General features: G+C 57.8%; 11 protein-coding genes and 2 pseudogenes. 11 read left to right on the forward strand and 2 right to left on the reverse strand.

All coding sequences use genetic code 11. The features are described from left to right. The first annotated feature begins 57 nt into the window (after window positions 1-57). The 9 genes and pseudogenes from AC0V60_RS06070 (at window position 58) to lexA (ending at window position 8,555) form a co-directional block, all read left to right on the forward strand. Window positions 58-1,570, forward strand: a pseudogene (locus AC0V60_RS06070) (anthranilate synthase component I family protein). Beyond that, window positions 1,567-2,412: a phosphodiester glycosidase family protein gene (locus AC0V60_RS06075; RefSeq protein WP_486177609.1), complete on the forward strand. Its 846-nt coding sequence runs from the start codon at window positions 1,567-1,569 to the stop codon at window positions 2,410-2,412. The pseudogene AC0V60_RS06070 and the gene AC0V60_RS06075 overlap by 4 nt, the downstream one beginning before the upstream one ends. Beyond that, window positions 2,412-3,386 carry a prolyl aminopeptidase gene (pip, locus tag AC0V60_RS06080; protein ID WP_486177610.1) on the forward strand — a complete coding sequence of 325 codons (975 nt, stop codon included), beginning with the start codon at window positions 2,412-2,414 and terminating at the stop codon, window positions 3,384-3,386. Before AC0V60_RS06075 ends, pip begins: the two co-directional genes overlap by 1 nt. After that, complete coding sequence (locus AC0V60_RS06085; RefSeq protein ID WP_486177611.1) at window positions 3,383-3,991, forward strand: anthranilate synthase component II; 609 nt, start codon at window positions 3,383-3,385, stop codon at window positions 3,989-3,991. The genes pip and AC0V60_RS06085 overlap by 4 nt, the downstream gene beginning before the upstream one ends. Beyond that, window positions 3,988-4,980, forward strand: coding sequence for an anthranilate phosphoribosyltransferase (gene trpD, locus AC0V60_RS06090; protein ID WP_486177612.1), 993 nt, complete (start codon window positions 3,988-3,990; stop codon window positions 4,978-4,980). Before AC0V60_RS06085 ends, trpD begins: the two co-directional genes overlap by 4 nt. 12 nt (window positions 4,981-4,992) lie before the next feature. Continuing rightward, on the forward strand, window positions 4,993-5,781 hold the full coding sequence (gene trpC, locus AC0V60_RS06095; RefSeq protein ID WP_486177613.1) for an indole-3-glycerol phosphate synthase TrpC: 789 nt from the start codon (window positions 4,993-4,995) through the stop codon (window positions 5,779-5,781). Window positions 5,782-5,942: 161 nt separating this feature from the next. Continuing rightward, the gene (gene moaC / locus AC0V60_RS06100; RefSeq protein WP_486177614.1) at window positions 5,943-6,431 is read left to right on the forward strand and encodes a cyclic pyranopterin monophosphate synthase MoaC; all 489 of its coding nucleotides are present in this window, start codon (window positions 5,943-5,945) and stop codon (window positions 6,429-6,431) included. A gap of 5 nt (window positions 6,432-6,436) precedes the next feature. Continuing rightward, window positions 6,437-7,618: a molybdopterin molybdotransferase MoeA gene (locus AC0V60_RS06105; RefSeq protein WP_486179453.1), complete on the forward strand. Its 1,182-nt coding sequence runs from the start codon at window positions 6,437-6,439 to the stop codon at window positions 7,616-7,618. Window positions 7,619-7,846: 228 nt separating this feature from the next. Further along, window positions 7,847-8,555 (forward strand): annotated as a pseudogene (lexA, locus tag AC0V60_RS06110) (transcriptional repressor LexA). A 34-nt stretch (window positions 8,556-8,589) separates the two neighbouring features. Here lexA and AC0V60_RS06115 read toward each other — a convergent pair. Further along, window positions 8,590-10,833, reverse strand: a complete 2,244-nt coding sequence (locus tag AC0V60_RS06115; RefSeq protein WP_486179454.1) for a ComEC/Rec2 family competence protein — start codon at window positions 10,831-10,833, stop codon at window positions 8,590-8,592. Window positions 10,834-10,921: 88 nt separating this feature from the next. On the opposite strand from AC0V60_RS06115, the gene gltX reads away from it, so the two are divergent. Further along, window positions 10,922-12,352, forward strand: coding sequence for a glutamate--tRNA ligase (gltX, locus tag AC0V60_RS06120; RefSeq protein ID WP_486177615.1), 1,431 nt, complete (start codon window positions 10,922-10,924; stop codon window positions 12,350-12,352). A gap of 42 nt (window positions 12,353-12,394) precedes the next feature. After that, on the forward strand, window positions 12,395-13,684 hold the full coding sequence (locus tag AC0V60_RS06125; RefSeq protein WP_486179455.1) for a citrate synthase: 1,290 nt from the start codon (window positions 12,395-12,397) through the stop codon (window positions 13,682-13,684). Between the two features lie 69 nt (window positions 13,685-13,753). On the opposite strand, the gene AC0V60_RS06130 is transcribed toward AC0V60_RS06125, so the two are convergent. Further along, window positions 13,754-15,223 carry a sensor histidine kinase gene (locus AC0V60_RS06130; RefSeq protein ID WP_486177616.1) on the reverse strand — a complete coding sequence of 490 codons (1,470 nt, stop codon included), beginning with the start codon at window positions 15,221-15,223 and terminating at the stop codon, window positions 13,754-13,756. Window positions 15,224-15,228: the final 5 nt, after the last annotated feature.

The following is a 15,228-nucleotide window of genomic DNA, read 5'->3' on the forward strand; positions in this document are numbered from 1 at the left end:
GGATCGACGGCGGTGACACAGACACAATCTGGCGGGCCATCGCAATTTTCGGCGCAGGTGGAAAACGCCGCCGAGGCAGCGAAGGCCCTTGGCGCGGGCAAACCTGCTCTGGTCTGGCGCAAGATTGTCGCTGATTGCGACACACCAGTGGGAGCTGCGCGTCGGCTGATTGAACCGGGACGCGGCGATTTTCTGCTAGAATCGGTGGAAGGGGGCGAGGTGCGGGGGCGCTATAGCCTGCTGGGGCTCGACCCTGACCTTGTGTTCCGCGCAAGCGATGGCGAAGCGGCGATCAATGCCATGTGGAAGCATGACCGCTTCGCGTTTTCGCCATGCGAGGGCGACGCCATGCAGGAACTGCGCGACCTTTCGCAGCGGTGCCGGATCGACGTGCCAAAGGGACTTCCCCCTGCCCTTGCCTGCCTTGTGGGGTATTTCGGATATGAGACCATCGGCCTTGTCGAAAGGCTCCCCCGCGCGCCGCAGAGCGAATTGGCGCTGCCGGATATGCTATTTGTTCGGCCTACGATCATTCTTATCTTTGATGGGCTGTCCGATGAGCTGTATTGCGCGGCGCCGATCTGGGATGCGGCCAATCCGCAAAGCGCGATTGAGCGGGCATCTGATCGTATCGACAACACTCTTAGGGCTCTGACACGCGCCGCGCCCGAAGAGCCCCGTGCTCTGCCAGGCGCAGATGAGCCAGAGCTTGAGCCTGTCATCGACTGCAGTGAGTACAAGGCGATGGTTGCCAAGGCTAAGGACTACATCCTTGCAGGCGATATATTTCAGGTGGTTCTGGCGCAGCGTTTCACCTGTCCTTTTGAACTCCCCCTTGGCGCTTTACCGGAGCCTTCGCCGGGTAAACCCATCGCCATTTCTGTATTTCCTTGATCTGCCGGGTTTTGCGATTGTTGGATCCAGCCCAGAAATCCTTGTGCGGGTGCGCGACAATGCAAAGGGAGACCCCGAAGTGACCATCCGCCCTATCGCGGGCACACGCCCTCGCGGCGCTGATCGGCAAGAGGACGACGCTAACGAAACCTCGCTTCTGGCTGATCCAAAGGAGCTTGCTGAACACCTCATGCTCCTCGATCTTGGGCGCAATGATGTGGGGCGCGTGGCGTCTAGGGGCAGCGTCGAGGTCACCGACAGCTTCACCATCGAGCGTTACAGCCACGTCATGCACATCGTCAGCAACGTAATTGGCAAGCTTGCTGATGATAAGGACGCATTGGATGCCGTCTTCGCAGGCTTTCCCGCTGGCACGGTCTCGGGCGCTCCTAAGATCAGGGCGTGTGAGATTATTGCAGAGTTAGAGCCTGAGACACGTGGGGCCTATGCCGGGGGCGTTGGATATTTCGCGCCCGATGGCTCTGTTGACAGTTGCATCGTTTTACGCACGGCTGTGGTCAAAGATGGTACGATGCATGTGCAGGCGGGGGCCGGGATCGTTGCCGACAGCGACCCGGACTATGAGCTTGCCGAATGCCGCGCGAAAGCCGGCGCGTTGATAGCGGCGGCGCGAGAAGCTGTGCGCATCGCAAGCGAACCGGGGTTTGGCCAATGAAGCGAGCAGTATTCTTAGCAATCAGCACTCTGGCCCTCAACGCTTGCGAAGCTCAACCTTCAGGTGAACCGGTGGTTCGCTCCGAGATCGGTGATGCTGTGCCGCGTGAAGCTCAGGAAACGGTCCAAGCGGTGGAAGCTGTGGCTGAAGCGGATCAGGCCGAAGCTGGCACAGGCGGCGTGTGCAATACTGTCACCTTCGAAGGCATCACGCTTACCCATTGTATCGCTGATCCGGCGGCGCACCGCATCTCAACCGGGCTTGCCCCATCTAGCGGACCGAATTTTGGCACTATCGAAGGCTGGGCAGCGGGCCGCGATGAAAGTGCGATCGCCTTCGTCATGAATGGCGGCATGTATAATGATGCATTAAAGCCGCTCGGCTATTTCGTGCGCGATGAGGACCGCCTTGCAGAGCTCGACCGCGGTGATGGGAGCGGAAATTTCTACCTCAAGCCCAACGGGGTTTTCTTTGGCACGGCAGGCAAGTGGCGCATTCTTGATACCGACACCTTCCTGCGCACCATAGGCACACGGCCTGAATTCGGGACGCAATCAGGCCCCATGTTGGTGATCGGCGGTAAGCTGCACCCCGAAATTCAGGCAAACGGCCCCTCCAAAGCGATCCGCAACGGGGTTGGCGTGGACAGTTCGGGCAAGGCACATTTCGTGATCTCGAACGAGGCTTTGAGTTTTGGCCAACTCGCACGCTATTTCCGCGATGAACTCAAAACACCCAATGCGCTCTTTCTTGATGGCAATGTATCATCACTCTGGGACCCGGCTTCAGGCCGCATGGACAGCCGCCGGGTAGGCCCTTTGCTCGTGGTGAAAACGAAGTAATGAACAGCAATTTGCTCAGCTACGAACGCACGCTTTACCCTGAGATTGAGCCCTATGAAACGGGCATGTTCGATGTGGGCGAAGGGCACTCACTCTATTACGAGCGCGCGGGCACGCCGGGGGCGAAGCCGGCGGTCTTCCTCCACGGCGGGCCAGGCGGCGGAATGAGCCCTTCCCACCGCCAACAGTGGGATCCAGCAAAATACGACGTGCTCCTGTTTGACCAGCGCGGCTGCGGACAATCCGTGCCCTTTGCTGAGATCGAGAACAACGACACATGGCGCATTGTCGCCGATATTGAGCGCCTTCGCGAAATGTGTGGCCACGATGCATGGCAGGTGTTCGGCGGCTCTTGGGGCTCGACCCTCGCGCTGGCCTATGCACAGAAACATCCTGAACGTGTCACCGAGCTAGTCCTTCGCGGGGTATTCCTTGCACGGCTGGCGGAAAAGCAGTGGCTTTATCGTTACGGCGCAAGCGAGATTATGGCTGAGCAATGGGACCAATTTTCCGGACACATCCCTGAAAGCGAACGCGGGGACCTTGTGAAAGCATATTACGAGCGCCTGACCAGCGACGATGAGCCTACTCGCCTTGCGGCTGCGACACAGTGGTCTTTGTGGGAGGGCACGGTTGCGACGCTTCTTCCCAATGACGATCTGCTCGCCGATTTCGAAGAGCCCGCAAAGGCAGTCCCTTTTGCCCGGATTTGCGCGCGCTTCTTCCTCGAAGACTTCTTCCTCGAAGAAAACCAACTCCTGCGCGATATGGAAGCGGTCGCCCACATCCCCACCATCATCGTACAAGGCCGCCACGACATCTGCACCCCGCCCAGTGCTGCATGGGCAGTCAAAAAGGCAATGCCCAACGCTGAGCTCTGGATGATCCACGACGCAGGCCATTCGGCAGGCGAACCGGGGATTGTGGATGGGTTGGTGCGAGCGACTGATAAGTTTGCGGAAGGGTCTCAATGAGCCAAATATTGGTCATCGACAATTACGACAGCTTCACCTTCAACCTTGTCCATTATCTGATGGAGCTGGGCGCGGACGTGCGGGTTGAGCGCAATGACGCCCTGACGGCCAATGAAGCGCTGGCGACAAAGGCAAAAGGCTTTCTTATCTCGCCGGGCCCCTGCACTCCCAATGAGGCCGGCGTCAGCCTTGATCTGGTGGCGGCTTGCGCTGATGCGGGAAAGCCTTTGATGGGCGTGTGCCTTGGCCACCAATCCATCGGGCAGCACTTCGGCGGCACCGTCACACGTGGCGGATTGATGCATGGGAAGACCTCGCCTGTCACACATGATGGAAGCGGGCTTTTTAAGGGCGTCCCAACCCCCTTCACCGCCACGCGTTATCACAGCCTTGAGGTGGTCGATGTACCGCCGAGCCTTATCGCCAATGCCCATGCTGATACGCCTGGCGAAGATCACCCAAGTGTTATGGGTTTCCGCCATGCCCAGCTTCCCATTCACTCGGTGCAATTCCACCCGGAGAGCATAGCGACTGAGCATGGCCATGCTTTGCTTGCCAACTTTATGACGATCTGCGGGCTTGAGCCAGAGGAGATGGCCTCATGACCTCATTGCCACTCGACGCCCCCACCCTCACCCGCGCCGAAGCGGATGAAGTGTTTGCCAATATCCTTGATCTGAAGGTTAGTGCGGAAGAAATCGAAGCCTTCCTCATCGCCCTGTCCGCACGCGGGGAAACCGCCGTGGAAATCGCTGCCGCAGCAAGCGCCATGCGCGAGCGGGTCAGCGGCATTGAGGCACCTGACAACGCGGTCGATTGCTGCGGCACCGGCGGCGATGGGCAGCATACCCTCAACGTCTCCACCGCCGTCAGCCTTGTGGTTGCCGCTTGCGGCGTGCCGGTTGCAAAGCACGGCAACAGAGCTGCATCGTCCAAATCAGGTGCAGCAGATACTTTGGAGGCCTTGGGGCTTGATCTCGATGCCGCTGTCAGATGCGCGCAGAAGACACTGGACGAGGTTGGCATCTGCTTCCTCTTTGCCCGTGTGCACCACCCTGCCCTTGGACCCATTGCGCCGATCCGCGAGAAAATCGGCAAGCGCACCATTTTCAATTTGCTTGGCCCCCTCACCAATCCCGCTGGCGTAAGGCGGCAGTTGATTGGTCTGGCCAGCCCTGAACTTGTGCCGATGTATGCAGAGGCAAAGGCGAGCCTTGATCCTGACCAATGCTTTATTGTTTCGGGCGATGAGGGGCTGGACGAACTCTCACTTGCTGGCGGAAACACCTTGGCCGACGTTCGCGGCGGCGGCGTCACTATGCGCCGAATTGAAGCCGGTGATATTGGCCTTGCGAACGCCCCGCTCGAAGCCATTCGAGGCGATGATGCGACGTACAATGCCGCTGCTCTCACGCGCTTGCTTGATGGTGAGAAAAGCGATTACCGTGATGCCGTGCTGCTCAATGCGGCGGGCACTCTCGTGGTTGCAGGCGTTGCGGCTGACTGGAATGAGGGCGCGGCCAAGGCGGCAGAGGCTCTCGACAGCGGGGCTGCAAAAACGCTCCTCGCCAAATGGATTGAACTCACGGTATAGCTCGGCGCTCGCATGAACAAACTCGACGAAATCTGCGCCAACAAGCGCGAAGAAGTGGCCGCACGCAAATCCGCGACCACCATTGCCGCGCTTCAAGCCCTCGCCGCCAAACAAACCGCTCCGCGAGGCTTTGAGGCGGCTCTTCGCGCCAAGGCTGAGACCGGCTTTGCCCTTATTGCTGAGGTCAAGAAAGCAAGCCCATCCAAGGGCCTAATCCGCCCGGATTTCCATCCCGCAGATCACGCTCGCGATTACGAGAAAGGCGGTGCTGCTTGCCTTAGCGTCCTTACCGATACGCCTTATTTCCAAGGGCATGAAGACTTTCTGGTCGAAGCGCGCGCCGCATGCGCTCTCCCAGTTCTACGCAAGGATTTTATGGTCGACCCGTGGCAGTGCCTTGAAGCGCGCAGCATCGGGGCGGACGCGATCCTCATCATTGTGGCGGCTCTGGACGACACCGCTATGGCCGAAATCGAGGTGGCAGCGCGTGAACACACAATGGATGTGCTCGTCGAGGTTCATGATGAAGCGGAAATGGAGCGCGCTCTCACCCACCTTGAAAGCCGCCTGATCGGCGTCAACAACCGCGACCTTAAAACCTTCACCACGTCGCTTGAGACCACAGAGCGACTTGCCCCTATGGTTCCGGACGGCACCATGCTGATCGGGGAAAGCGGCATCGCGAACAATGCCGATTGCCAGCGGCTTGCTAAAGCGGGCGTGCGCGGGTTTCTGGTCGGGGAAAGCCTTATGCGAGCCGATGATGTAGCGGGCGCTACACGCACTCTGCTCGGCGGATAATGTCCTAAATGGCCAAATCATGCCATAAGCATGTCCATGACAAACGCAGCGCTCTCTTTTCACAGCACAATTCTGATCGAGAGCCTCCGTTTAGGACAGCAAGGTTTTGGCTCTAGGACAATGTGCCAAGCGTGCCAAACGTCAGTTAAAGGCCAAGAAAGATGAACAAGCTCACCCATCTTGGAGAAGACGGCTCAGCCCATATGGTCGATGTCGGCGGCAAGGCTCAAACCCACAGGGTTGCAATTGCAGGCGGCGTAATCACCATGAGCGAGGCAGCGCTGACGGCTATCCGCGCAGGAGACGTGCTCAAGGGCGATGTTTTGGGCACTGCGCGAATTGCCGGGATCATGGCGGCCAAGCGCACAGGCGATCTCATCCCGCTTTGCCACCCGCTTGGGCTTGAGGCGGTGACTGTCGACTTCACCTTCGAGGAATGCGCCATCCGCGCAACCGCAAGCGCCTCTCTTACCGGCAAAACCGGCGTTGAGATGGAGGCGATGGTTGCAGTCTCGACCGCCCTTCTCACCATCTACGATATGGCCAAGGCGATCGACAAAGGCATGGTGATCGGCGAAATACGCTTGATCGAGAAGCGCGGCGGCAAGTCGGGCACATGGAAAGAGCAAACTGACGAGAGCGCCGCTTGAAACCAATGCTCTGCCTGGAAGAGGCGCAGGAAAGGCTCCTCGCACTCGCACCTCCACCGCGGTCTTCGCGTGTCGGGATCAGCGATGTTTCCCACTTTCCGAACCAATGGCTTGCCAGCGATCACAACGCCGCCCGCACTCAGCCACCTTGCGACCTGTCGGCGATGGACGGTTATGCCATCTGCGGCGCGGGTCCATGGCAAAAGGTAGGCGAAAGCAGAGCGGGGGCGCCGTTTGCGGGCTCGCTTTTGCCCGGACAATGCACGCGGATATCAACCGGCGCTCACATGCCCGAAGGGGCTGTGGCCGTGCTCATCCAAGAGAATGCCGAGGTTGAGGGTGAGGTGGTTAAGTCCGTGCACCCACCTCAAACCGGCCAACATGTACGGCGCAAAGGCTTCGACTTGAAGGACGGTCAGCTTGTGCTTCCCAAAGGCAGCGCGGCAACGCCTGCGACCCTTGCTTTAGCGATCTCGGCTGGTGTCAGCACGCTTGATGTGGTGTCTCCGCCCTCGGTCGCGATCCTTGATAGCGGGGACGAGTTGGTCGAGGCTGGCCAGCCCTGCGCATCGCACCAGATCCCGGCAAGCAATGGGGCAATGCTGTCAGCGATGCTGCAACCCTATATGGGCACCGCGGACCGGCTCGGCCCCGTACCCGACAACCGCGCTCGACTGGCGGAAGCTCTGGGTCAAGCCGACGAACATGATATCCTTATAACCTCAGGCGGCGCATCGGTGGGAGACCATGACCTTGTGCAGGACGCTCTGCGCGAATGGGGCGCTCAAATCGACTTTTGGAAGGTTGCGATCAAACCGGGCAAACCCTTGATGGTGGCAACGCGCAAGGCGCAGTGGGGTGAGCAAATCATCCTTGGCCTTCCCGGAAACCCCGTGTCGAGCTTCGTGACTGCCTTCCTCTTTGCCCTACCCCTTGTGCGCAAGTGCATGGGGTCACCAAAACCATTGCCTAAGCGCATGCCGCTGATAAGCGCTGTAGACTTGCCCCCAACGGGCCCGCGTCAAGAATTCCTGCGGGGTATCAGCGAGGGCCCGATGGTAAGCCTTGCCTCTTCACAAGATTCAAGCGCTCTGCTTGCCTTGGCATCGGCCAATTGCCTGATTATCCGGCCCTCAAATGCTCCTTCCGTGAAAGCTGGTGAGACGGTTGAGGCATTTATGCTCTGAAATGGCGGCTTTCTGGTGGTTTCCTATTGGTCCTTCGGTTGACACACGTTTCGAAGTTGCCTATTCGTTCCGCATTCGTTCACCATATTGGTGCACGGTTAGTGTTCTGTATTGCACCTGTTCTGCTTTAGTAGACCCGGTGCCTCTGTAGGGCGCGTGATCTTGGCACTGTGTGCTGCGCCCTTGACAGGTGCTTCATGCGAAGAGTGCGGCTGATGGAGTTTGCCAATGCTTACGGCAAAGCAACATGAATTGATCCGTTTCATTCAGGAGCGTCTGGAAGAAACCGGCATTTCACCCAGTTTTGAAGAAATGAAAGAGGCGCTCGACTTAAAGAGCAAATCTGGTGTCCACCGATTGATCTCTGCCTTAGAAGAGCGCGGCTTTATTCGGCGTCTGCCCAACCGGGCCCGCGCGCTTGAGGTGATTAAGAACCCCGAGGATTCTACACCTATTCCCCGTGCAGCTCCCGCTATGGTTGCCAATGATACGGCGGCCAGCGGTGTGGTCGGCGGTGCATCTGCAGCCAAGTCAGCCCCCGAACCTGCAAATGATGTGATTGAAATCCCCTTGCATGGACGGATTGCCGCAGGCGCCCCGATTGAGGCGCTGGAGGGGCAAAGCTCGCTTCCGGTCCCTGCAGCATTGCTCGGACCGGGGGAGCATTACGCGCTTGAGGTCTCGGGCGATCTCGATGATTGAGGCCGGTATCTTTGATGGCGACTTTGCTCTTGTCCGCCGCACCAATTCGGCCCGCGATGGCGAAATCGTGGTGGCTCTGGTTCGCGGGGAAGAGGCAACCCTCAAATACCTTCACAAAGACGGCGGCCTTGTGCGGCTCGATCCGGCCAATGCGACCTATGACCCGCAGGTCTACGGCCCTGATGAGGTTGAGGTCCAAGGCAAGCTTGCAGGGCTATTGCGTCGCTATCACTGATGTAGGAGAAGCCCGGGTGTGGATGAGGCCAAGCCTATTCGCGCCCGGGGCTCCACCATCCGTGCTGCCCTTGGGTCTCGCTGACGCTAGTGATTTCTTGGTCGGCTAGATTGAGAGCAAGCCCCCCGGTTTGCTCGAGCAATCGGCGGTCCGCCTTAAGCCAGCGAGGCTTGCACGACCGAGGGAGAAAACGGTCTGCGACGACAATGTCGGTCTGCTCGCACGCTGCCGCCAATGAGCGTTCTTCGATCATCTCACGGTTGCGTGCGAGCAGGAGCGTCCAATCGCGCCCTCCCCGCTCTAGTACGATGGAGCAGAACTCAGGCGAGCACCGAGCTCCCATCCATTCTGCCAATGGGACAGGCTCAGACGTAACGCCGGAAAGCTCGAGCAGATTATCCCGCGAGTAAGACGATCGGCTATCGCGCAATGACAGGAGCGTCCGCCCACCCTGATCATCCACCATTGTGATACCCACATGCCGCCCCTCACGCCCGATCAGGACATCGGGAATAGGCGTCGCAAGCAAAAGCAAGGTGGCTATGGCTGCTGGGACAAATCCGAGCAGCCGGGCGCGACCTGTCCAAAGTGCAAGCCACAAACCGCCAGCGGTGAACAGCGCAATCGTAAAGCCGCTCATCTGGGGCATAAGCTTTACCGCTCCGGGCTGCGCAGAGGTGAAATGTGCGATGCCAAGCAACAAGTTGAGCGACTGCTCAGTGAGCCACCAAAATGGTGCGCCAAGCCCCACGATATCAAAAACCAGTCCCAGCGCGATTAGCGGCATCGAAACAAATGTCACAAGCGGGATCGCGATGACATTGGCAAAGGCGCCGTAGAGACCCGCCCGGTGAAAATGGAACAGCACGATGGGCATGAGCGCGATCTCAATCACCAGGCCAGTCAGAAAAAGCATCGCCGTGCCCCTACCAAACCGGGCAAGTCCGTTCTCCTCGCGCGGCGCGAGGAATGCCTTTACCGGGGCGCTTGAATGCAAAGCAACAATCGCCAGAACCGCTGAAAAGCTCATTTGGAAGCTGGGCCCGATAACGCTCTCTGGCCAGATAAGCAGTACGAAAACGGCGGCGACCGCAACCATTCGCAGACTCAAGGCATCACGGCCGCTTGCAAGAGCGATAAGCACAAGCATAGCAGCAGCGCACGCGCGCACCGTAGGGACCTGCGCCCCGGTCAACAGTGTGTAGCTGATGCCAGCAACAGCCCCGGCCCCGGCTGCGATCACCGGCAATCGGACACGCAAGGCAAGGGAGGGAAACAAAGCGAGCAATTTGATCGCCACAAAATAGGCAGCCCCGATCACGGCCGTGACGTGCAATCCGCTGATCGCTAACAGATGGGTGAGACCCGCATCGCGCATAGCCTCCCTGTCTATTTCTCCTATTGCTCCCCTGTCGCCGCTTGCAAAAGCCGCAGCGATGGTCCCGGCAGACCCATCGACCTTATTCCTAACATGAGCCGACAAGGCCCGCTGCAGCTGAGCAATGAAGCCGCCGCTTTCACCCTGCTGGATGACCTCCACAGGTCCAACCACACTCCCTGTTGCGGCAAGCCCTTTGAACCAGGCCGCGCGCGCAAAGTCGTAAGCGCCCGGCAACATAGGGCTGGCAGGCGGCATAAGCCGAACCCGCATACGCACGACAGCTCCCTCGACAAGTGCGCTTTCCCTTTCGTTATCTGCATATTGCGCATCCGCCTCAACCAGGGTTTTCAAAGGAATGTTGACCCGGATTTTACGGCTTTGTGCCGTCTCGGCATCGCGTACCGCTAGAACCAAACGGATGCGGTCTTGGGAGGGCTGATCCTGTCTCGACAACACAAACCCTTGAACCCGCTCGACGCTCGGCCGCTCGATTGCGCCTGCGCCCACGAATTCCGAGCGCATCCAAATCACGCTCACGCCTGCGGCAAACACCAAAGCGCACGCGATAGTGGCGGTGCGCAAGTGATCTCTTCCCGTTACGCCGCGCCACGCCGCAAGGGCGGCGAGCGCCAACAATAATGCCAAACCAATGGCACTCGCCCATTGCCAAGGCGTTTTAAGGGCAAACCAGGTAAGGATACTGCAAGCAAAGATGACGGCGAGCCACGGCGCGCGGTCAAACCCCGCCTCTGACAGAAAACGCTCAGCCTGATCTCCCACCCCGCCCCAAACGCTGGACAATCCAGCGCCCCTTTGCCACAGGCCGCGAGACGCCTCATGAGGCGAAAGTGGGATACCTACCGCACCGGCATTCGGCCTTGCGGGTTCGTCTCCCATTGGAATAATCGGCGCATCGGCCATCGGCTCGCTTCCCTTTTGGGTAGGCACCGTTCCTTTGCACCAAACGGACAGGAACATTAAATCTATGGCGACCCAATCGTCAAACGCTTTGGACAGTTCGTCCGTCGTCACGCGTTTCGCTCCCTCGCCTACCGGTTTTCTACATATCGGCGGGGCGCGCACAGCTTTGTTCAATTGGCTGTTTGCCCGGCATCATGGCGGCAAAGCGCTTTTGCGCATCGAGGACACAGACAAGAAGCGCTCAACGCAGGAAGCAATTGATGCGATCCTTGATGGTCTTCAATGGCTTGGCCTTGATTACGACGAAGAGCCTGTCTTCCAGTCAAAGCAAGCCGAACGGCATGCCGATGTTGCGCATCAGCTTCTCGCTGCAGGCCGCGCTTACAAATGTTTTGCATCGCCCGAAGAGCTTGAAGCTATGCGGGCAGAGCAGCGCGCCAATAAGCAGCCGCTGCGATATGATGGGCGTTGGCGTGAGCGTGATCCTTCAGAGGCACCAGAAGGCGCACCGTTTGTTATCCGAATTAAGACACCGATCGACGGCGAAGCGACCATTGATGACGCGGTTCAGGGCCGAGTCTCGGTGAAAAATGAAGAGCTTGATGATTACATCATCCTTCGCGCCGATGGGACACCCACCTATATGCTTGCGGTCGTGGTCGATGACCATGACATGGGCGTCACTCATGTCATTCGCGGCGACGACCATTTGAACAATGCTTTCCGCCAGCTCCCAATCTATCATGCAATGGATACAATCGAGGGCAGTTGGCCGGAGCCAATTTATGCGCATGTGCCGTTGATCCATGGCGCTGATGGGGGGAAATTGTCCAAGCGTCACGGCGCTCTGGGCGCTGAAACGTACCGGGACGAATTTGGCATTCTTCCCGAGGCCCTCTTCAATTATCTCTTGCGGCTTGGCTGGGGGCATGGGGACCGGGAAGAAATCACCCGCGATGAGGCGATTGAGCTGTTTGACATTTCCGGAGTCGGTAAAAGCCCATCGCGCTTTGACCTCAAAAAGCTAGAAAACCTAAACGGCCATTATATTCGCGAAGCCGATGATGCAAAGCTTGCACCTTTAGTTGCAAAACGCATTGGAACACATGCGGATATTGCGCTTTTGACTAAGGCTATGCCGGTGCTTAAAATGCGTGCAAAGAACCTCGATGAACTTGCTGAAGGAGCTGGGTTTTTGTTTGCCACGCTTCCTCTTGAAATGACCGAGAAAGCTGCGAAATTTCTTGATGACGATAGCCGTGCGCGGCTTGCGTTGATCTCTGATGCATTATCCGCTGAAAACTGCTGGACAATTGAGGCACTCGAAGCCACTACAAAGGCGCTTGCTGAAGACTTGGAACTTGGCTTTGGCAAGTTGGCGCAGCCAATGCGCGCTGCCCTTACTGGGACGACAACCTCGCCCGGCATTTTTGATGTACTGGTCCTGTTAGGTCGGGACGAATCCTTGGCTCGTATTGATGCGCAGGCCTTGTGACTTTCTATCGGCCAAGGATGGGATTGATTGAGTAGGAGACTTATGGTGGCTGATAGGCAAGCGAATCTCGAACTTGGCGGTGCAACACAGGAATTTCCGGTGTTACAAGGCAGTACGGGTCCTGATGTTATCGACATTCGCAAGCTGTACGGTGCAACAGGTGCCTTCACATTCGATCCAGGCTATAAGTCGACGGCAAGCTGCGAAAGCGCGCTGACCTATATTGACGGGCAAGAAGGTATCTTGCTCCACCGCGGTTATCCGATTGGTCAATTGGCAGAGAACTCCAGCTTCATGGAGGTCAGCTACCTTCTCTTGAACGGAGAGTTGCCAAACGCCGATGAACTGAGCACGTTCGAAAACACGATCACGCGGCACACCATGCTACATGAGCAGTTGATGACGTTCCTTCAGGGTTTTCGCCGCGATGCGCACCCAATGGCGATCATGTGCGGCGTTGTTGGCGCTTTGTCTGCTTTCTACCATGACAGCACCGACATCTCGGACCCAGAGCATCGCAAGATCTCCTCGCATCGCTTGATCGCAAAAATGCCGACGATTGCGGCGATGGCGTATAAGTATTCTATTGGGCAGCCATTCCTTTATCCTGACAATTCCTTGTCTTACACCGGCAATTTCCTGCGTATGACATTCGGTGTCCCGGCTGAGGAATATGAGGTTCACCCGGCTATTGAAAAGGCGATGGACCGGATTTTCATCCTTCACGCCGACCACGAACAGAACGCGTCGACCTCGACTGTGCGTCTGGCTGGCTCTTCTGGCGCTAATCCGTTCGCGTGTATTGCTGCGGGGATCGCTTGTCTTTGGGGCCCAGCGCATGGCGGCGCTAACGAGGCGGCGCTGAACATGCTGCAAGAGATCGGTACGCCTGACCGAATTCCTCACTATATTGAGCGCGCGAAAGACAAGAACGATCCGTTCCGTCTCATGGGCTTCGGGCACCGTGTTTACAAAAACTATGACCCGCGCGCGACGGTGATGCAGCAGACCCTTCGTGATGTGTTCGAGGCTCTCAAGACGACCGACCCTGTGTTCGAAACTGCCCTCCAACTTGAAGAGATCGCACTCAATGACGATTACTTCAGAGAGAAGAAGCTGTTCCCGAATGTCGATTTCTATTCTGGCATCATTTTGAGCTCGATCGGTTTCCCGACAACCATGTTCACCGCGCTCTTCGCGCTGGCACGCACGGTTGGCTGGGTTGCGCAGTGGAATGAAATGATCTCTGATCCAGCTCAGGTCATTGGCCGTCCGCGCCAGCTCTACACCGGCCCAACGCAGCGCGATTACGTCCCGGTTGGCCAGCGCTGATTGCAAGAACACACGTTTGAAAAGACACGGCGCGCCTTTGGGTACGCCGTGTCTTTTTCGTTTGCGCCGCTATGAACTGAGGCTTGGCAGTGTCAGTTTGAACTGAGCGCCAACCAATTCATCGTCCGACTGAGAGTGTATGACTTCAAGGTCCCCGCCCATTGCGAGCGCAAGTTTTCGCGAGATGAATAGACCGAGCCCAGACCCTGTGTCATTCCCGCCATCGCTGTCGCGGCCAAGACGCTCAAATTTCTCGAAAATCTTTGCGGCCTGGTCCTGCGTAACGCCGGGCCCCTGATCGGTAACCGTCACACAAACAGTTGCTTCGGTTTCTCTAAAGATATCCACTGTTACCTGGCTGTCTTCCGGAGAGTAGGCGATTGCGTTTCCGATAAGGTTGATCAGAATTTGTAAGGACCGCCTGAACTCAGCCATTGCATAGAGCGGCTCGTCACGCTTGGTGACATGTACGGCAATGCCCCTCGCCTGTGCCCGCACACCCAAAATGCCCGCCGAACGCTTTGCCACATCAGCTAAATCTACGCGTTCTTTCGCGGTCTTAAAGCCAGGAGCTTCGACAACTTCTAGGTCCGCCAAGTCATCAAGCATACCCGATAAATGCTGACCAGCAGCAGCAATGTTGGCGGCGTATTCGCTATATTCCTCTCGTAGAGGTCCAGCGAGACGGGAATGGATCGTCTCCGCATTGGCGATGATCCTAGCAATAGGCTGCCTGAGAACTGGCGTAAGCGCACTTCCGATTAGGCGGGAATGCTCTGGCCCCTCGTGATCGCTCCCATGTAATTTGCCATGTGATCGGCTCTGCGAGTCGCCTGCCTGATCGCTCAATGGCTCATTGGCAATAAAGAGCAGCTCAAACCCTTGAGGTGCCGACCCAGAAGGACCCACCGGCATCATACGGACACGCCAGTTGCGCTGCGAACCGTCGATCTTTGCCTTAGCGCCGTCTAACAGCCGCCAATGGAGCGGTTGCTCGTGTGCGATGCCTTGAATTTCGACATACTCACTCCAAAGCGCGGCCGGTCTTGCATCTATGGCCTCGCGCAGTTCGCGCGCATCGGCACTGGATGAGACCAGGAACAAAAGGTTTTGACGCGCATCAAGCCTGGCTGAAATCTCAGCCGCCGCGCGGTCCGATGCGTCTATCATGGCTGCCGCTTGGCGCGGATTTCCTTCATCGGCAGCAGCACTAAACCAGTTTTCGATCTGAATTTGGCAGCCGCCTAGCGCCTCAGCGGGGATTGCATCGCCAACCAAGCCAGTGTCTGCCACCGGATTTATCCGCACAAAACCAGAGACAATATCTTGGCCATCAAAAGCGCTGAAGTCGCGCGCGATGCGAAGGCCCAGTGTGCGGCATTGATGTACGAGTTCAAGCAGTTCAGGGATGGCAAGCGCACCAGAAATCCGGCCACCGCACGCTTCGTGCAGCTGCGCGAGCGGTTCATCAGCACCAACAAGACGATCTTTCTCGTCGGTCCAGCCTTGCACGGCGATGATGGATTGAAGGCGGTTCATAGCCC

It is taken from the genome of Erythrobacter sp. S259 (genome assembly GCF_057364965.1).